Annotated in this window: 18 protein-coding genes; 8 read left to right on the top strand and 10 right to left on the bottom strand. The window is 67.2% G+C overall.

All coding sequences use genetic code 11. From position 1 onward, the window contains the following. The first annotated feature begins 203 nt into the window (after nucleotides 1–203). Entirely contained in the window at nucleotides 204–683 is a 480-nt protein-coding gene (locus C556_RS0111010) for a DUF421 domain-containing protein (RefSeq protein ID WP_018748311.1), read from the top strand. A gap of 186 nt (nucleotides 684–869) precedes the next feature. Here the strand turns inward: C556_RS0111010 and C556_RS0111005 are convergent, their stop codons facing one another. The 3 genes from C556_RS0111005 to C556_RS22955 all read right to left on the bottom strand — a co-directional run bounded on the left by C556_RS0111005 (nucleotide 870) and on the right by C556_RS22955 (nucleotide 4,109). Then, complete coding sequence (locus C556_RS0111005; protein WP_018748310.1) at nucleotides 870–3,263, bottom strand: catalase; 2,394 nt, start codon at nucleotides 3,261–3,263, stop codon at nucleotides 870–872. A 270-nt stretch (nucleotides 3,264–3,533) separates the two neighbouring features. Next, a complete protein-coding gene (locus C556_RS0111000; protein ID WP_018748309.1) occupies nucleotides 3,534–3,725 on the bottom strand; it encodes a KGG domain-containing protein in 192 nt (63 codons plus the stop codon). A 234-nt stretch (nucleotides 3,726–3,959) separates the two neighbouring features. Further along, a complete protein-coding gene (locus tag C556_RS22955) occupies nucleotides 3,960–4,109 on the bottom strand; it encodes a hypothetical protein (protein WP_018748308.1) in 150 nt (49 codons plus the stop codon). A 185-nt stretch (nucleotides 4,110–4,294) separates the two neighbouring features. Here C556_RS22955 and C556_RS20130 point away from each other — a divergent pair, with 185 nt between their 5' ends. After that, on the top strand, nucleotides 4,295–4,624 hold the full coding sequence (locus tag C556_RS20130) for an STAS domain-containing protein (protein ID WP_083930549.1): 330 nt from the start codon (nucleotides 4,295–4,297) through the stop codon (nucleotides 4,622–4,624). A 4-nt stretch (nucleotides 4,625–4,628) separates the two neighbouring features. Here C556_RS20130 and C556_RS0110980 read toward each other — a convergent pair whose 3' ends face one another. Beyond that, entirely contained in the window at nucleotides 4,629–5,027 is a 399-nt protein-coding gene (locus C556_RS0110980) for a hypothetical protein (RefSeq protein WP_018748306.1), read from the bottom strand. 212 nt (nucleotides 5,028–5,239) lie between these two features. Here C556_RS0110980 and C556_RS0110975 point away from each other — a divergent pair, with 212 nt between their 5' ends. Then, nucleotides 5,240–5,554: a hypothetical protein gene (locus C556_RS0110975; RefSeq protein WP_018748305.1), complete on the top strand. Its 315-nt coding sequence runs from the start codon at nucleotides 5,240–5,242 to the stop codon at nucleotides 5,552–5,554. A 41-nt stretch (nucleotides 5,555–5,595) separates the two neighbouring features. Here C556_RS0110975 and C556_RS0110970 read toward each other — a convergent pair whose 3' ends face one another. From C556_RS0110970 to nudB, 3 genes are all read right to left on the bottom strand, one after another. Continuing rightward, nucleotides 5,596–6,990: an aldehyde dehydrogenase family protein gene (locus tag C556_RS0110970; protein ID WP_018748304.1), complete on the bottom strand. Its 1,395-nt coding sequence runs from the start codon at nucleotides 6,988–6,990 to the stop codon at nucleotides 5,596–5,598. 13 nt (nucleotides 6,991–7,003) lie between these two features. Beyond that, the gene (locus tag C556_RS0110965) at nucleotides 7,004–7,249 is read right to left on the bottom strand and encodes a hypothetical protein (RefSeq protein WP_018748303.1); all 246 of its coding nucleotides are present in this window, start codon (nucleotides 7,247–7,249) and stop codon (nucleotides 7,004–7,006) included. A 444-nt stretch (nucleotides 7,250–7,693) separates the two neighbouring features. After that, complete coding sequence (gene nudB / locus C556_RS0110960; RefSeq protein WP_026263006.1) at nucleotides 7,694–8,137, bottom strand: dihydroneopterin triphosphate diphosphatase; 444 nt, start codon at nucleotides 8,135–8,137, stop codon at nucleotides 7,694–7,696. Between the two features lie 46 nt (nucleotides 8,138–8,183). Here nudB and C556_RS0110955 point away from each other — a divergent pair, with 46 nt between their 5' ends. From C556_RS0110955 to C556_RS0110945, 3 genes are all read left to right on the top strand, one after another. Then, on the top strand, nucleotides 8,184–9,407 hold the full coding sequence (locus C556_RS0110955; RefSeq protein WP_018748301.1) for an aminotransferase class V-fold PLP-dependent enzyme: 1,224 nt from the start codon (nucleotides 8,184–8,186) through the stop codon (nucleotides 9,405–9,407). Further along, a complete protein-coding gene (locus tag C556_RS0110950; RefSeq protein WP_018748300.1) occupies nucleotides 9,404–9,820 on the top strand; it encodes a SufE family protein in 417 nt (138 codons plus the stop codon). The genes C556_RS0110955 and C556_RS0110950 overlap by 4 nt, the downstream gene beginning before the upstream one ends. A gap of 217 nt (nucleotides 9,821–10,037) precedes the next feature. Continuing rightward, nucleotides 10,038–10,781, top strand: coding sequence for a basic amino acid ABC transporter substrate-binding protein (locus tag C556_RS0110945; protein ID WP_018748299.1), 744 nt, complete (start codon nucleotides 10,038–10,040; stop codon nucleotides 10,779–10,781). Nucleotides 10,782–10,842: 61 nt separating this feature from the next. Here the strand turns inward: C556_RS0110945 and dnaB are convergent, their stop codons facing one another. After that, nucleotides 10,843–12,312, bottom strand: a complete 1,470-nt coding sequence (gene dnaB / locus C556_RS0110940; RefSeq protein WP_018748298.1) for a replicative DNA helicase — start codon at nucleotides 12,310–12,312, stop codon at nucleotides 10,843–10,845. An 86-nt stretch (nucleotides 12,313–12,398) separates the two neighbouring features. Here dnaB and C556_RS0110935 point away from each other — a divergent pair, with 86 nt between their 5' ends. Both C556_RS0110935 and C556_RS0110930 read left to right on the top strand, forming a co-directional pair. After that, nucleotides 12,399–12,827: a type II toxin-antitoxin system RatA family toxin gene (locus tag C556_RS0110935; protein WP_018748297.1), complete on the top strand. Its 429-nt coding sequence runs from the start codon at nucleotides 12,399–12,401 to the stop codon at nucleotides 12,825–12,827. Continuing rightward, nucleotides 12,820–13,122: an RnfH family protein gene (locus C556_RS0110930; protein ID WP_018748296.1), complete on the top strand. Its 303-nt coding sequence runs from the start codon at nucleotides 12,820–12,822 to the stop codon at nucleotides 13,120–13,122. The genes C556_RS0110935 and C556_RS0110930 overlap by 8 nt, the downstream gene beginning before the upstream one ends. 8 nt (nucleotides 13,123–13,130) lie before the next feature. Here the strand turns inward: C556_RS0110930 and C556_RS0110925 are convergent, their stop codons facing one another. Further along, nucleotides 13,131–13,484 carry a cupin domain-containing protein gene (locus tag C556_RS0110925; protein WP_018748295.1) on the bottom strand — a complete coding sequence of 118 codons (354 nt, stop codon included), beginning with the start codon at nucleotides 13,482–13,484 and terminating at the stop codon, nucleotides 13,131–13,133. Between the two features lies 1 nt (nucleotide 13,485). Next, nucleotides 13,486–15,171 (bottom strand): ABC1 kinase family protein, encoded by a 1,686-nt coding sequence (locus C556_RS0110920; RefSeq protein ID WP_018748294.1) that lies wholly within the window; start codon nucleotides 15,169–15,171, stop codon nucleotides 13,486–13,488. Nucleotides 15,172–15,293: the final 122 nt, after the last annotated feature.

The following is a 15,293-nucleotide window of genomic DNA, read 5'->3' as shown; positions in this document are numbered from 1 at the left end:
TGTTGAATGAATAATGTGCCCAAGGCCCGGCGCCGAACAAGGTGAGTTTGTCGTGAAAGCGCCTCGGAACCCGCCTACGCGCGACCTTGCCGTGCCAGTGGACTCCCGCCCGCCGCCTTGGTTCCAGACTGCCGCGCAGGGCCATCCGGATGCGGCACGCATCTTGCTCCAAGCTCAGCGTCAGTCATCTCTGGGAGCGCATCATGGACTGGGACATCCTCTGGGGCCTCCACCAGCCGATCGGGGAAACGCTGCTGCGCGGCAGCTTCATCTACTGGATGCTGTTCCTGATCTTCCGCCTGATCCTGCGGCGTGATTCGGGATCGGTGAACATCTCGGACGTGCTGCTGGTGGTCATCCTCTCCGAGGCGATCCAGCAGCCGATGGCGGGCGAGATCGAATCGCTGCTCGAAGGGCTGCTGCTGGTCGGCACGCTGGTGTTCTGGAACGTGCTGCTCGACTGGTTCTGCTACCGCTTCCCAGCCCTGCAGCGCTACCTGGAGCCGCCGCCGCTGCTGTTGATCCGGGATGGGCGCGTGATCCGCGAGGGCCTGCGCCGCGAGATGATCACCCTGGCCGATCTGCACAGCAAATTGCGCGAACAGGGCATCGACGACATCGCCAAGGTGAAACGCGCCTACATGGAGCCCAACGGCAATGTCTCGGTGATCCCCAAGGAGTAATGGCGGCTGACACGGCCCTCCTGGCCGCGTCGCGCGGGGCGCCGGGTTGAACTTGCCGCAGGCCTTGCAATACCTGCGTTTCGCGCCCCGGGATCGCTACGCTGGGCCTTGTCAGCCGTTCCAGACCCGCTTCGATACGAAAAAGGCGGCGCCCCGGGGCGCCGCCTTCTTGCAGGCCGCGAAGCCTTACACCCGTGGCGGATCGGTCTCGCGCGCGTGGTCACGGGGCCGGCCGAGCGCGTCGATCAAGGCCGCGACGCCTTGGTCCATGGCGGCCACCTGCACCAGGGCCGGGTCCGCCGCGCCATCCGGCAGGGTGAGCGGAATGCCCGCCTTGTCGAGCAACGCACCCGCAGCGCCGACGACCAGAATCGGCTTGCAGTGCCGGTACTGGTCGCGCAGGAACTCCAGCACTGTGCCGGCATTGGCCAGGGTCTGCGCCGCATCAGCGCCATCGGGCACCGCCACCGCGTCGAACAGCACGGACGGCAAGGCGCTGACCGTGGCCTCCACCTCCAGCGCGCGCCCCTCGGCGGCCACCGGGCCCAGCCGCAGCCCCAGCAGCCGCGGCACCGCGCCGCCGGCCAGCAACGCGCCGTACAGCGACACCACCCCTGCGGCATCCGCGCCGTCGGCCACCAGGATCGCCACGCGCTTCGCCTTGATCGAACCATCGCCCGGATAGCTCGTCAGCGACAACGCGGGCGACGGCGCCGGCACCGGGAAATCCCGCTCGCTCGCCTTGGGCGCGGGCGGCGGCACGGCGATGCCCAGCCCATCGGCCACGGCCAGCGCCAGCTCGTCGGCCACGTTGACCAGCAGCGACACCACCCGCTGGCGGATCGCCGGCACCTGCACCCGCGTCAACTCGAAGCAGAAGCCATTGACGATGTGACGCTGCTCGGCGGGCGATTGGCTGCGCCAGAACAGCGTGGCCTGCGAGTAATGGTCGGCAAACTTCTCCGGCTTGCCGCGCACCTTGTCCTCGGCGATGGGCTGCGCAAAGCTGGTGAAGCCGCGCGCGCCAGCCTGGAAGGGACAACCGCCGCCCAGCGAATTGGGTTCGTAGGCGACCCGGCCACGCGCGATGGTCTGCCGGTGCATGCCGTCGCGCTGGTTGTTGTGCACCGGCGCGAGCGGCGCGTTGATCGGGATCTCGTGGAAGTTGGGGCCGCCCAGGCGCGAGATCTGGGTGTCGACGTAGGAATGGATGCGCCCTTGCAGCAGTGGATCGTTGCTGAAGTCGATGCCGGGGATGATGTGCGCGGTGCAGAACGCCACCTGCTCGGTCTCGGCGAAGAAGTTGTCGGGATTGCGGTCGAGCACCAGCTTGCCCACCGGCACCACCGGCACCAGTTCCTCCGGCACGATCTTGGTGGCGTCGAGCACGTCGAAATCGAAGCTTTCCGCCTGTTCCTCGCTGAACAATTGCAGGCCGAGCTCCCATTCCGGATAGGCGCCCGCCTCGATCGCCTCCCACAGGTCGCGGCGATGGAAGTCGGGATCGGCGCCGCCGATCTTCACCGCCTCGTCCCACGCCAGCGAATGCGTGCCCGCCACCGGCGTCCAGTGGAATTTGCAGAACACCGATTCGCCCTGGTCGTTGATCAGGCGGAAGGTGTGCACGCCGAAGCCCTGCATGGTGCGATAACTGCGCGGAATGGCGCGGTCCGACATCTGCCACAGCAGCATGTGCGTCGATTCGGGCATCAGCGACACGAAATCCCAATAGGTATCGTGCGCCGACGCGGCCTGCGGCATGCCGTGATGCGGCTCGGGTTTCACCGCGTGGACCAGATCGGGGAACTTCATCGCGTCCTGGATGAAGAACACCGGGATGTTGTTGCCGACCAGATCCCAGTTGCCTTCCTCGGTGTAGAACTTGACCGCGAAGCCGCGCACGTCGCGCGCGGTATCGAGCGAGCCGCGCTCGCCCGCCACGGTGGAAAAGCGCACGAACACCGGCGTGCGCTTGCCGGCTTTGGCGAACGGCGCGGCGCGGGTGAACTGGCTGAGCGGCTGGTAGTTCTCGAAGTAACCGTGCGCGGCCGAGCCGCGCGCGTGCACCACCCGCTCGGGAATGCGCTCGTGGTCGAAGTGGGTGATTTTCTCGCGCAGGATGAAGTCTTCCAGCGCGGTCGGCCCGCGCAGTCCGATCTTCAGCGAATTCTGGTTGTCGGCAATCGCCACGCCCTGATTGGTGGTCAGCACCTGCCCGCTGGCATCGGCGCGCACCCGGTCCAGGTTGCCGCCGACGTGGTTCTCGCCCAGGCCGGGCACGCCGCTGCCGGTCTTGTCGGAAGCATTGGCTTCACTCGCGGTGCTGGCCGTGGCCAGCGGCGACGCCGGTTCAGCCGTGGCGCCCGTCGCCGGGCAGCGGGCCCGCTCGCCGTATTCGCCGGCCTTGGCCGGGTTGGACGGCATCTGTGCCGCCAAGGCGGCCGACTGCACCACTTTTTGCAACAGCGCAGCCGGCGTGGTGCTGTTCCGGGCCCGATGGCCGGACAGCTCGGTGGACGGCCCTGCCACGGAGGAGAGCGCTGAGCCGGTTCCGATCTGATCCGCGCTTTGCTTGGTCATGGCTGAATTCTCCGAAGTTATGGGGGCTGCGCCCCTGGATTGAGGAAAGCCGGATAACCGTAGATGCGCGGCAAGGCAGCGGTTATCGGGCGCCCGCCGATTCGCTGTAGGACAGTGCGCCGCGATGCGGCCCTTGCATCCGCTGCGGCAAAAAGTGCGTGGATCGGCAACGCTGGAGCGGATGAACGACGAACCCGGCGCCTCGGCCACCGGCGGCGAGAGCCCGCAAAAAGGGCGCCCTCGGGCGCCCTTGCGGTTCAGCAGCGACGATCAGCGCCGGCCGCCATGGCTGGCCTGGCCACCCTTGCGCCCGGCTTCGCGCGCTTCCTCGGAGCTGAACTCGTGGGCCGTGCCCTTTTCGTGCGCCGCCTTGCCGCCCTGACTGGCGATGGAGCGTTGCTTGTCCTCGTCCATCGAGGCGAAACCGCGGTTGCTGCTGCCTTGCTTGTTTTGGTTACTCATGGCGAATCTCCTTGAGAATCAGATGGATGGATCGGCGTGAAACGACCGACTTGCGGTGCCAGCCGCCACGAACCCATCTTGGCGCAGGCCCTGGGGCACGGTTATCAGTGCATGGCAGCAATCGGCGTAGGGCTGCACTGTCGGACCTGACAGCGCCGGCCTTCACACCCCCGCCCGGCGCAGGCAGCAAAAAGCCCCGCACGCAGCGGGGCCGGAAGACGACGGACGCGACGCTCAATCCTTGACGTCCTGTTGCGGATCGTTGCCCGGAACCGGCCTGGCCAGCGCACTGGGCTGCCCGGCCTTGTCGCCGTCCGTAGGCCGGTTGTGACCGTCCACGCCTTTACGCTGGCGGTCGGCTGTTTGGCGTTGCACGGCGGACATGCGCCACCTCCTTTCAAAAAAGCAAGGCAAATCAGGCAAAAGCCGAGCCCCCAAACCGCGCGGGACCGCCATCGCGGTGTTGACCGAAGCTCGACAATTGCTTTCTGTCTGCTTGCAAAAAGTTTGTGGCCGTCAATAATGAAATCGCCATCAAGCCGGACATATCTGTCAGCTCGGAACCCGCAATGCCTACCCTCTGCCATCTTTCGTCACAAGGTCAGGTCTGCCTCGCGGTGCGGGGCGAATTCACCTATACGTGCGAAGCGCATTTCCACGAAGCGGCCTACCTCGCCTACGATGCGCCGGCCCATACGCCGGTGGTGCTGGATCTGGGCGAAGTGGTGTACATGGATACTGCGGCCATCGGGCAGTTGCTGATCCTGCGCGAACGCATCCATCCACGCCCCATCGTGCTGGCACGATGTAGCGACACCGCGCACGCGGTGCTCGATATCCTGCATCTGACCAACCTGTTCGTCACACCCGCGCGCCCGGCCCTGTCGCTGGAGCACTGAAGCGCTAGCGCCCGGCGCCCTCGCGCAACGGCCGGGGTTGCGCCTGATGCAGGCGAGGCGCCGGCATCCGATCGTCCAGCACATCCAACAGCAAGATCGCCTCCCGCGTCTGGTCGCGGCGAGCGCCAAGCGCCCGCTCGCGTCTCAGGCGCAGGTGTTGCAGCCAGAGCGCCGACAAGGCCAGCAGCGCCACCGCCGCATGCGCGATGCCGAAACGCCATTCCGCAACGAAGCACAGGCCGACCGCGCCGGCCAGCGCGGCCACAGTGGCAATGGCCGCCAACGCGTGACGCACTCGCGGCACCATGCGCGCGGTCAGGCGGCGATAACCGGCCCGCAGCGTGCGCCGTTGCCGCGCGTGTGCGGGAGACACCCGTTGCTGCGAAGACAATGAGTTGTCCATGGCTGCCTCCTCGTGGATCCCATCGACGATCAGTGTGCCGCAGCGCACCGCGCCCGACTGTCGGCCGGCGTCGCAAGCCGTTGTAGGAGCGGGGAAGAAACACTGGAGGGCCATCCGCCGCGAAGCGAGCGCCTTCTGTCGCTGGACAGATGCTCGCCGGCATCGCTACCTTATGCTCGATTGACCGTCGACCTCCGCAACGAGCGCCACTGATGTCCCTGCCCTATCCCATCGTGCTTACCCCCGTCGACGAGATCGGCGGCATCCCGTTCCAGGTCGAGCTGGAAGACGGCCGCATGATCGACTGTTTCATCAGCATCGATGCGCTCGCCAGCAACTTCACCGCCTGCGACACCAAGGAAGGCCGTATCCGCACCTTGCAGGCGCGCACGCTGTTCACCAGCCTGGTGCGCGACCGGGTGGCCGCGGGCGACGAAGAACCGATCTATCTCACCTACGCCATCGTCTACAGCTATCTGTCCCGCCCCCCGGTCAGCACGCCGCTGCCGCCGCCACCCGAGGTCTGACCCGGCATCGTTCCGACCGCACAGGCGCCGCGTCGCATCGATCAGCGCAGCAACCAATCCACCAGCCGCCGACCCAGCCGGCGATAAGGCGGCTTGAACAGGCCGAGCAGCCGCGCCGTCGCTTCGCTTTGCCACAGCACGGCGCGCGCGTGCGAAAAGCGGCGAAAGCCCGCCTCGCCGTGATAGGCGCCCATGCCACTGGCACCGACGCCACCGAACGGCAGATCGTGCTGCGCCAGATGGAACAGGCAATCGTTGACCGTCACCCCGCCCGAGCGCGTCCGCGCCAGCACCGCTTCCACCCTCGTCCGGTCGCGATCGAAGTAGTACAGCGCCAACGGATGCGGCGGTGCGGCCAGTTGCGTCAGCGCCTGATCCAGCTCGTCGTAGCCGCACAGCGGCAGGATGGGGCCGAAGATCTCCTCCTGCATCACCCGCATCCCGGTGGTGCAGCCCAGCAGCAGCACCGGCGGCAAGGCACGCCCCTCGCCCCACTCGCCCACCGGCCACAGCGCCCGCGCGCCGTGGGCCAGCGCGTCGTCCAGCAACTCGCGCTGGCGTGTCGCGGCGGCATTGTTGATCAGGTGGGTGTAGTCGGCCTGGTCGACTCCCTGGGGCCAGCGCCGGCGGATGGCCGTGACGGCGCACTCGGCGAACAGTGGCAGCAGCGCGGTCGGCACCCAGACATGGTCGGGCGCGACGCAGGTCTGCCCAGCGTTCCAGAACTTGGCGGTGCAGATGCGATCCGCCGCCTGATCCAGTGCAAACGATGCATGAACCAGTGCCGGCGACTTGCCGCCCAGCTCCAGCGTGACCGGCGTCAGGCGATCCGCCGCCGCGTGCAGCACCTGTCGCGCCACGCGCGACGAGCCGGTGAACAGCAGGTGATCGAACGGCAAGGCGCTGAAGGCGGCGGCGACCTCGGCGTCGCCCTGGACCACGGTCACCTGCTCGGGCGGAAAGGTGCGGGCGATCAGCGCGGCCAGCGCCGCCGCGGTGGCCGGCGCCAGTTCGGACGGCTTGAGCATGACGCGGTTGCCTGCGGCCAGCGCGTCCACCAGCGGCGACAGGGTCAACAGGATCGGGTAGTTCCAGGCGCCGATGATGCCGACCACGCCCAACGGCTGGTACAGCACCCGAGCCTTGCTGGGAAGAAACTGCCAGTTCGTCGCCGCCCGGCGCGGGCGCATCCAGCGGCGCAGGTGCCGGCGGGCGTGGCGGATCGCATCGAGCAGCGGCAACAGCTCCAGCAACCGCGTCTCCTCGGCGGGGCGGCAGCCGAAATCGTGCGCCACCGCCGCGACCAACAGTTCCTGGTCATCCCGCACCGCCTGCGCCAGCCGCGCCAGCGCTTCACGGCGCTGCTGGCCGGTGCTCGCGCCGTGCTCCAGGCAGGCAGCGCGCTGCGCGCGCCACAACGCTTCGAGTGTCGCCATCGCCGGGGCCCGGCTATTTCACGCCGAACCTGGCCATCAGCAGCTCGCCCACCGACACCCCCTGCTGCTGCGCCTGCCGGCGCAGCCATTTGACGAAGGCGTGATCGAGTTCCAGCGAGGTGGTGCCGGCGTTCTGGCGCGAGCGACGCTTGCGTTCGGCCGGCGTCATCGGTCGCGCGCCCAGCGATGGCCGGCCACGGCGGCGCGGCGTATCCAGGCCTGGCAATTCGGCGGTATGGCGATCGGCGGCATGCTTCATGACAACTCCTGGGTACAAGGTTCAGCAGATTATGCATAATTTTGTGACAGTCACCAAATAATTGACGACGATCATGTGCTCTTTTTGTGTGACAAGACACGCAATGGCCTCGACGTCACCTGTCACGAAATTCATTTACCAATATAAATCAGCATCTTGAGTTCGAAATTTGATCTCCCACATCAAGATCGATCCGCCCGGCAGCCGCCCAGCTTGTCGCGCCCCGATGCGATTTCGTGACACGCGCGAAATGGTGGATTTGGCGCACCCAACACTCCGCACCCGGAAACGACGGGCAAGAAAAAGCCCCGCCAAGGGGGCGGGGCAAATCAACAGGGGGTTGAGCCGGGGGTGTGGCTCAGCGCTCAAGATAAGGCCGGTCACATCGTGCATTGACGTGAAGAATGCCACGCCGCATCGCGGGGTTTCGTGGTCGACATCGCGTCAAGAACCGAACCGCGCGGGCAGTTGGCGTAACGCCTCGGCATTGGACGGCGAGAACACCGCCTCGGCCGCGGCCTGCCAGCTCAGCCACCGGTAACGCCGATGCTCGCGCGGCGCCAGCCGTACCGCAATGCCATCCGGCACTTCCAGGCTGAACACATGCTCGGTGTTGACCGTCACCCCCGGTGCGTAGCGATGACGCCAGCGCTCGTAGATGTCGTAGTCGGTGCTGCACTGCCAGTCGCGCAGGGCGTAATGCGCGGCATCGATGCCCGTTTCCTCCAGCACTTCGCGCCGGGCGGTCTCGGCCAGACTTTCTTCACCCTCGCGACTGCCGGTCACCGATTGCCAGGCGTCGGCGAAGTCGCAGCGCTCCAGCAGCAGCACCCGCAGGTCGCGGGTATGGATCAGCACGAGCACGGAAACGGGTTGCTTGTAGGTCATGGGGCGCATTATACAATTGCAGTCGATACCCCCGACGAGCCCGCCCGTGCCCGCTTCCCCCGCTTTCGACGTCGCCGCCCTGCGCGCGCAATTCCCGCTGCTGCGCACCCATCCCGGGCTGATCTACCTGGACAACGCCGCCACCACCCACAAGCCCGAGGTCGTGCTCGACGCCGAACGACGTTTCTACGAAACCAGCAACGCCAACGTCCATCGCAGCGCCCACCGGCTGGCGCATGCCGCCACCGAAGCCTTCGAAGGCGCGCGGCGCACCGTGGCCCGCTTTCTCAACGCGGCGCGCGCCGACGAGATCGTGTTCACCCGCGGCGCCACCGAGGCCATCAATCTGGTGGCGCACAGCTGGGGGCGCAGCCAGATGCGCCCGGGCGACGAGATCATCCTGACCACGCTGGAGCACCACGCCAATATCGTGCCGTGGCAGCTGCTGGCCGCCGAGCGCGGTCTGACGCTGCGCGTGGTCGGCCTGTTGCCCGACGGCAGCCTGGATTTAGCGCAATACCACGAACTACTCGGCCCGCGCACCCGGCTGCTGGCGGTGACCGCGCTGTCCAACGCCATCGGCACTCGCCCGCCGCTGGGCGAGCTGATCGCCGCCGCCCATGCCCACGGTGCGCGGGTCCTGGTGGACGCCGCCCAGGCCATCGCCCACGAGCCGCTGGACGTGCAGGCGCTGGAGGCCGATTTCCTGGTGTTCTCCGCCCACAAGGTATTCGGCCCGACCGGCATCGGCGCGCTGTGGGCACGCGCGGAGCTGCTGGCGGACATGCCGCCGTGGCAGGCCGGCGGCGAGATGATCGAGCGGGTGAGCTTTGCCGGCACCACCTACCAGGCGCCGCCCTACCGCTTCGAAGCCGGCACCCCGCCGCTAGCGCAGGCGGTGGGCCTGGCCGCCGCGCTGGACTGGCTGTCGGGGCAGGACCGCGCCGCGCTGGCCGCGCACGAGGCCGAACTGTGCCGCGCGCTGGAACGCGGGCTGGCGGAGCTTCCCGGCGTGCGCATCGTCGGCACCGCGCCGGGCAAGGGGCCGCTGGTTTCGCTGGCGTTCGACCACGCCCATCCGTTCGACGTGGCGCAGTTCCTCGATGCGCGCGACATCGCCACGCGGGTGGGCAGCCATTGCGCGCAACCGTTGATGGAGGCGCTGCACCTGTCCGGCACGCTGCGCCTGTCGCTGTGCGCGTACAACACCCGGGCCGAGATCGACGCCGTGCTGGCGGCATTGGCCGACACGCTGGAGCTGCTGCGGTGAGCGCGGATCGCGCGGCGGTGTCCGCGCAGCTCGCCCAGGCCGCCAGCTGGGAGGCCAAGAATCGCCTGCTGGTGCAGATCGCCCGCGACCTGCCGCCGCTGGATGCCGCCCACCGTACCGACGCACAGCGGGTGCAGGGCTGCGAAAGCGGTGTCTGGCTGCTGGCCGACTGGCGCGACGACAGGCTGGCATTGCAACTGGACAGCGATTCGCGGGTGGTGAAGGGGTTGCTGGTACTGGTGCGGGCGGCGTTCGACGGCCTGACCCCGGCCGAGGTGCTGGCGGTGGACTTCAACGGCTGGCTGGCGCAGCTCGGACTGGCACGCTTTCTCAGCTCGTCGCGCGCCAACGGCCTGAACGCCATCGTCGAGCGGCTACGCCAGGCGGCCCGGGAACACGCCGGAGCGCGTTAAGAGCGGCTGAAAAAAACCCAGCGCAGCGGTTCTGGCAAGAAACGTAAAACGTAGACAGTACAAGGCGTGCGGCAAGTGAAGCTCGACGCCCCGGCGCAACGTAGCCAGAAGGGTTTTGTTAGCCGTTCTAGGCGGCTATTGTTGTTTTCACGGATTGCACCCCGGCGCGGCCGCAGCCCATGCTGAAGTCAACGTCGCGCCATTCCAGGAGGCCGCCATGCGTATGTTCCCAAGATGCCTCGCCGCCCTGTGCTGCGCCCTGCTGCTGGGTGCGGCGCACGCCGAGCGGGTGTACGTGGTCGGCACCGAGGCCACCTTCGCACCGTTCGAGTCGATGAACGAGCAGCAGCAGATCGTCGGCTTCGACGCCGACCTGATCCAGGCCATCGCCGACAAGGCGGGCTTTCGCATCAAGCTGGTCAACACCCCGTGGGAGGCGCTGTTCACCGGCCTGCGCAACGGCGACCGCGACATCGTCGCCGCGGCGGTGACCATCACCTCGGAACGCAAGCGGACCATGGATTTCTCCGCGCCGTACTTCGAGGCCAGGCAGCTGATCATCACCGCGCAGGACAACAAGGTGGATACGCTGGCCCATCTCGCCGGGCGCAAGATCGGCGTGCAGGGCGGCACCAGCGGCGACGCGCTGGCACAGCAGCGTTTCGGCAAGACCAGCTCGAACATCCGCCGCTTCGACAGCATCGTCCAGGCGCTGGAAGCGCTGCGCGCCGCCCAGGTGGAAGCGGTGATCGCCGACAATGGCGTAGTCAGGAACTACCTGGTGGAGAACCCCGGCGCCAGGCTGCGCCTGGTGGACGACCCCGCCTTCGAGAAGGAGTACTACGGCATCGCGGTGAAGAAGGGCAACAAGGCGCTGCTGGAACGGATCAACCGTGGCCTGGCGGCGATCAAGGCCGACGGCACCTACCAGAAGATCCACCTCAAGTATTTCGGCAAGTAGCGGCGCACTCGGGATGAAAAAAACCCGGCCAAGGCCGGGTTTCTTCATGGGCGCTCCGGGTTCACTCCAGATCGCCGGACCAGCCCTCGGGGCGCATCAGCGCGTTCTCGAAGCGCGAGTACATCCCCTTGAACACCAGCGGCACCTTGCCCACGGGGCCGTTACGGTGCTTGCCGACGATGCACTCGGCCAGGCCCTTGTGCGGCGAATCCGGGTTGTAGTACTCGTCGCGGTACATGAACATGATCAAGTCCGCGTCCTGCTCGATGGCGCCCGATTCGCGCAAGTCCGACATCATCGGGCGCTTGTCGGTGCGCTGCTCCACCGAGCGCGACAACTGCGACAGCGCGATGATCGGCACCTGCAGTTCCTTGGCCAGCGCCTTGAGCGAGCGCGAGATCTCGCTGACCTCGGTGGCGCGGTTCTGCTCGCGCCCGCCGGCGCGGCCCGCCATCAGCTGGATGTAGTCGATCACGATCAGGCCGAGCTGCCCGCCCACCTGCCGCGCCAGGCGCCGGGCACGGGTGCGCAGGTCGAGCGCGGTCAGCGCGCCGGTCTCCTCGATGTAGATCGGCGCCTCGGACAGCTTGTTCACCGCGTGGGTGAGCTTCATCCAGTCCTCGTCCTCGAAGCGGCCGGTCTTGAGCTTATGCATGTCGATCTTGCCGATCGAGCCCACCATCCGGGTGCCGAGCTGCGAGGCGCCCATTTCCATCGAGAAGATCGCCACCGGCAGCTTCAACTCGCAGCCGACGTGCTCGGCGATGTTGACCGAGAACGCGGTCTTGCCCATCGACGGGCGGCCGGCGACGATGACCAGATCGCCCTTCTGCAGGCCGGACGTCATCTTGTCCAGGTCGATAAAGCCGGTGGCGATGCCGGTGACCTCGGACGGGTTGTCCTGCTGGTACAGGTGATCGATGCGCTCGACGATCTCCTTCAGGATCGGCGGCATGGCGATGAAGCCCTGCTTGCCCTTCTGCGACTGTTCGGCGATGCGGAACACGCTGGATTCGGCTTCGTCCAGCAGATCGGCCGCCTCGCGGCCGTTGGGGTTGTACGCCGAATCGGCGATCTCGGTGCCGACGCTGGCAAGCTGCCGCATCACCGATCGCTCGCGCACGATCTCGGCGTAGCGGCGGATGTTGGCGGCGGATGGCGTGTTGCTGGCGAGCGAGCCCAGGTAGGCCAGCCCGCCCACGTAGGTCAGTTCGTTGGCGTTGTCGAGCGACTCGGCCACGGTGATGACGTCGGCCGGGCGGTTGTGCTCGATCAGCTTGGTGATGTGCTGCCAGATGCGCGCATGGTCGTCGCGATAGAAATCGCTCTCGAACAGGATGTCGGCCACCTTGTCGAAGGCGGCGTTGTCCAGCAGCAGGCCGCCCAGCACCGATTGCTCGGCCTCCAGCGAATGCGGCGGCAGCTTGATCGCCGCGACCTCCGCGGCCGCGCCCGCCGTGTCGAACGCTGCCGCGTCGTAGTCGGCGCCCGGTTGCGGGGCGTATTCGGCGGCGGTAGGATGCTCGGTCATTTCGGTGGGCACAGGCTGGGCGTTCGGCCGAGCATTTTAACAGCGCCCACCCGCCCCCGGCGACCATCGAACGCTTTCCCTTTCGCATGCAGCGCATCCGCAAATCCGTCCTCGCCCCCTATTCCGCCAAGCAGATGTTCGACCTGGTCGATCGCGTGGAGGATTACCCGAAGTTCCTGCCGTGGTGTGGCGGCGTCGAGGTACACGAGCACAGCGACGAGATCCTCGACGTGACCATCCGCGTGGAGTTCCTGCGGGTGAAGACCTTCTTCCGCACCCGCGACGTCAAGACCGAGAACCGCATCGACATGGCTTTCGTCGATGGTCCGTTCAAGGCGCTGCACGGCCTGTGGGAATTCACGCCGCTGATGGAGGACGCCTGCAAGATCGAGTTCTCGCTCGACTACGAGTTCTCCAGCCGCACGCTGGAAGCGGTGATCGGGCCGGTGTTCGGCAAGATCGCCAGCACCTTCGTCGATGCCTTCATCGCCCGCGCGGAGCAACTGCATGGCTGAGATCGCGGTGGAAGTGGTTTACGCCCTGCCCGGCACCCAGCGGCTGGTGGCGTTGCGGTTGCCGGCCGGCAGCACCGCGCTCGACGCCATCCGTGCCAGCGGCCTGCTGGAGGCCTTCCCTGAAATCGATCCCGCCACCCAGGCCATCGGCATCTTCGCCCGCGCCTGCAAGCCCGACGCCGTGCTGCGCGATGGCGACCGGGTGGAGATCTACCGCCCGCTGATCGCCGACCCCAAGGAAGTGCGCCGCCAGCGCGTGGCGGCCGGCAAGTCGATGAAGAAGGGCGAAGCCTAGGGCGCCGTTCAGGCGCGTTCGCGCACCACGAAGTATTTGCGCACCGGCTCCACCACCTCGAAACGGCCGACGAAGCCGGCCGGAATCACTCCGGCCTCGCCCGGCCCGAACGCTTCGGCGTGCCCCGCGTCGTCCCACAGCCGCACGCGTCCCTCGATCACGCAGAAGAATTCGTCCTTGTCGTCGGCGAAGCGGATGTTCCAGCTGCCGACCTCACAGGCCCAGATGCCGCACGACAGGCCGTCGCGCGCGTAGTGCTCCCAGGTGGTGCGTTGCGGGTTGCCGTCGACCCGGCGATCCGGCCGCGGATGGTCGAACTGCGGCGCCACCTGCTGCCGCGACAACACGACGATGCCGGCCATGTCAGCGTTCCTCCTTGCCGGATACCCAGATCGAGAACGCCAGCCACAGCGTATTGAAGAAGGCGATGACGAAGCCGATCAGCCCCAGCGCCGGCAGGCCGAACAGCATCGGCCCGCTCTTCACCGTCATTACGATGCTGGAGCCGATGATCAGCGAGCCGGTGACGATGCCCAGCGTCAGCCGGTTGGCGCTCTTGGCGAGCTGGGTGCCGAAGCGGTCGAGCCGCTTCAGGTCGAGGTCCACTTTCATGTGGCCGCGCCGCGCCTGCTTGATCAGCTTGCCGAAGTCGCGCGGCAGGCCGGACAGGATGTCGAACGCCTCCAACAGCCCCTGTTTGCCGGAACGCAGCAGCGAACCGGGGTGATAGCGGGCGATGATCACCTCGCGCACGAACGGCGTCAGGTGGTGGACCATCTGGAAATCCGGATCGAGCTGGCGGCCCAGCCCTTCCAGCGTGATCAGCGCCTTGAACAGCAGGGTGAGGTCGGACGGCAATGTGATCTCGTGCGCGCGCATGATCACCGCCACGTCGTTGAGCAGGTGGCCGAACTGGATGTCCTTCAGCGACAGGTTCTCGTAGTTGAACATGAAGTCGGCGATGTCGGCGGCGAGCTGCTCCTCGTCCACCACCACGTCGCCGGTCCAGTCCATCAGCACGTTGAGGATGCTGCGCTCGTTGCGCTCGGCCAGCGCCGCCAGCAGGTCGACGATCTGGTCGCGGCGCGGATGCGGCAGGCGCCCGACCATGCCGAAATCCAGAAAGGCGATGCGGTTGTCCGGCAGGTACTTGACGTTGCCGGGGTGCGGGTCGGCGTGAAAGTAACCGTCGATCAGCACCATCTTCAGCACCGCATCGGCGCCGCGCGCCGCCAGCACCTTGCGGTCGTAGCCCTCCTCGGCCAGCCGCGCCATCTCGTTGCCGGCCAGCCCGCCGATCCAGCTCTGCACGTTGAGGCGCTCGCTGGTGTATTCCCAGTGGATCACCGGGATCACGATTTCCGGCTGGGCGGCGAAGTTCTGGGCGAAGCGCTCCAGGTTGCGCGCCTCGACCGACAGGTTCAGCTCGCGCCGCAGCGATTTGGCGAATTCGTCGACGATCTTCACCGGCTGGTAGCGGCGCGCGTCGGGAAACTCGAACTCTGCCAGGCTGGCGATGTGGCGCAGGATGCGCAGGTCGGCCTCGATCTTGGGGATGATGTCGGGCCGGCGCAGCTTGAACACCACCTCCTCGCCGCTGTTCAGCCGGGCGCGGTGCACCTGGGCGATCGACGCCGATCCGCACGGCTCGGGATCGATCTCGCTGAACAGGGTGTACGGGTCCACCCCCAGCACGTCGGTCAGCTCGGCGAGGAACAGCGGGAACGGCAGCGCCGGCACGTCGCTTTGCAGCTTTTCGAATTCGTAGATCCACTCGGCGGGGAACACGTCCACCCGCGTGGCCAGCACCTGTCCCAGCTTGATGAAGGTGGGGCCCAGTTCCTCCAGCGCCCGACGCACCCGCACCGGCGGATCGAGCGCTTCGATCTCGTGGTTGCCCGGCAGGTGCAGCAGGTCGGCGCCGCGCTCGATGCCCTTGGCCAGCCCCAGGCGATGGACCAGGTTGCCCAGGCCGTGATGCATCAGGACCGAGATGATCTCGCGCACCCGTGGCAGGTCGCGCATGACGGTGAAGGTTTCCTTGAGCATGGGCGGAATCGGCCGGGCGGCGAAGTGGGGACAGCCGCGATTCTAGGCCGAATCGGGGCCGCTACGGGAGCGCCGTGGCGGGAAACGCCGGCAGCGGCCCGGCCGGCGTCGCGGGGACGCCG

It is taken from the genome of Chitiniphilus shinanonensis DSM 23277 (genome assembly GCF_000374805.1).
In the GTDB taxonomy this organism is placed as follows: Bacteria; Pseudomonadota; Gammaproteobacteria; order Burkholderiales; family Chitinibacteraceae; genus Chitiniphilus; species Chitiniphilus shinanonensis.
This window is presented reverse-complemented; position numbering and strand designations above follow the sequence as displayed.

Coding starts and splice junctions, on each gene's coding strand:
- C556_RS0111010 (WP_018748311.1), top strand. CDS start 204: ATGGACTGGGACATCCTCTGGGGCCTCCACCAGCCGATCGGGGAAACG.
- C556_RS0111005 (WP_018748310.1), bottom strand. CDS start 3,263: ATGACCAAGCAAAGCGCGGATCAGATCGGAACCGGCTCAGCGCTCTCC.
- C556_RS0111000 (WP_018748309.1), bottom strand. CDS start 3,725: ATGAGTAACCAAAACAAGCAAGGCAGCAGCAACCGCGGTTTCGCCTCG.
- C556_RS22955 (WP_018748308.1), bottom strand. CDS start 4,109: ATGTCCGCCGTGCAACGCCAAACAGCCGACCGCCAGCGTAAAGGCGTG.
- C556_RS20130 (WP_083930549.1), top strand. CDS start 4,295: ATGCCTACCCTCTGCCATCTTTCGTCACAAGGTCAGGTCTGCCTCGCG.
- C556_RS0110980 (WP_018748306.1), bottom strand. CDS start 5,027: ATGGACAACTCATTGTCTTCGCAGCAACGGGTGTCTCCCGCACACGCG.
- C556_RS0110975 (WP_018748305.1), top strand. CDS start 5,240: ATGTCCCTGCCCTATCCCATCGTGCTTACCCCCGTCGACGAGATCGGC.
- C556_RS0110970 (WP_018748304.1), bottom strand. CDS start 6,990: ATGGCGACACTCGAAGCGTTGTGGCGCGCGCAGCGCGCTGCCTGCCTG.
- C556_RS0110965 (WP_018748303.1), bottom strand. CDS start 7,249: ATGAAGCATGCCGCCGATCGCCATACCGCCGAATTGCCAGGCCTGGAT.
- nudB (WP_026263006.1), bottom strand. CDS start 8,137: ATGACCTACAAGCAACCCGTTTCCGTGCTCGTGCTGATCCATACCCGC.
- C556_RS0110945 (WP_018748299.1), top strand. CDS start 10,038: ATGCGTATGTTCCCAAGATGCCTCGCCGCCCTGTGCTGCGCCCTGCTG.
- dnaB (WP_018748298.1), bottom strand. CDS start 12,312: ATGACCGAGCATCCTACCGCCGCCGAATACGCCCCGCAACCGGGCGCC.
- C556_RS0110935 (WP_018748297.1), top strand. CDS start 12,399: ATGCAGCGCATCCGCAAATCCGTCCTCGCCCCCTATTCCGCCAAGCAG.
- C556_RS0110930 (WP_018748296.1), top strand. CDS start 12,820: ATGGCTGAGATCGCGGTGGAAGTGGTTTACGCCCTGCCCGGCACCCAG.
- C556_RS0110925 (WP_018748295.1), bottom strand. CDS start 13,484: ATGGCCGGCATCGTCGTGTTGTCGCGGCAGCAGGTGGCGCCGCAGTTC.
- C556_RS0110920 (WP_018748294.1), bottom strand. CDS start 15,171: ATGCTCAAGGAAACCTTCACCGTCATGCGCGACCTGCCACGGGTGCGC.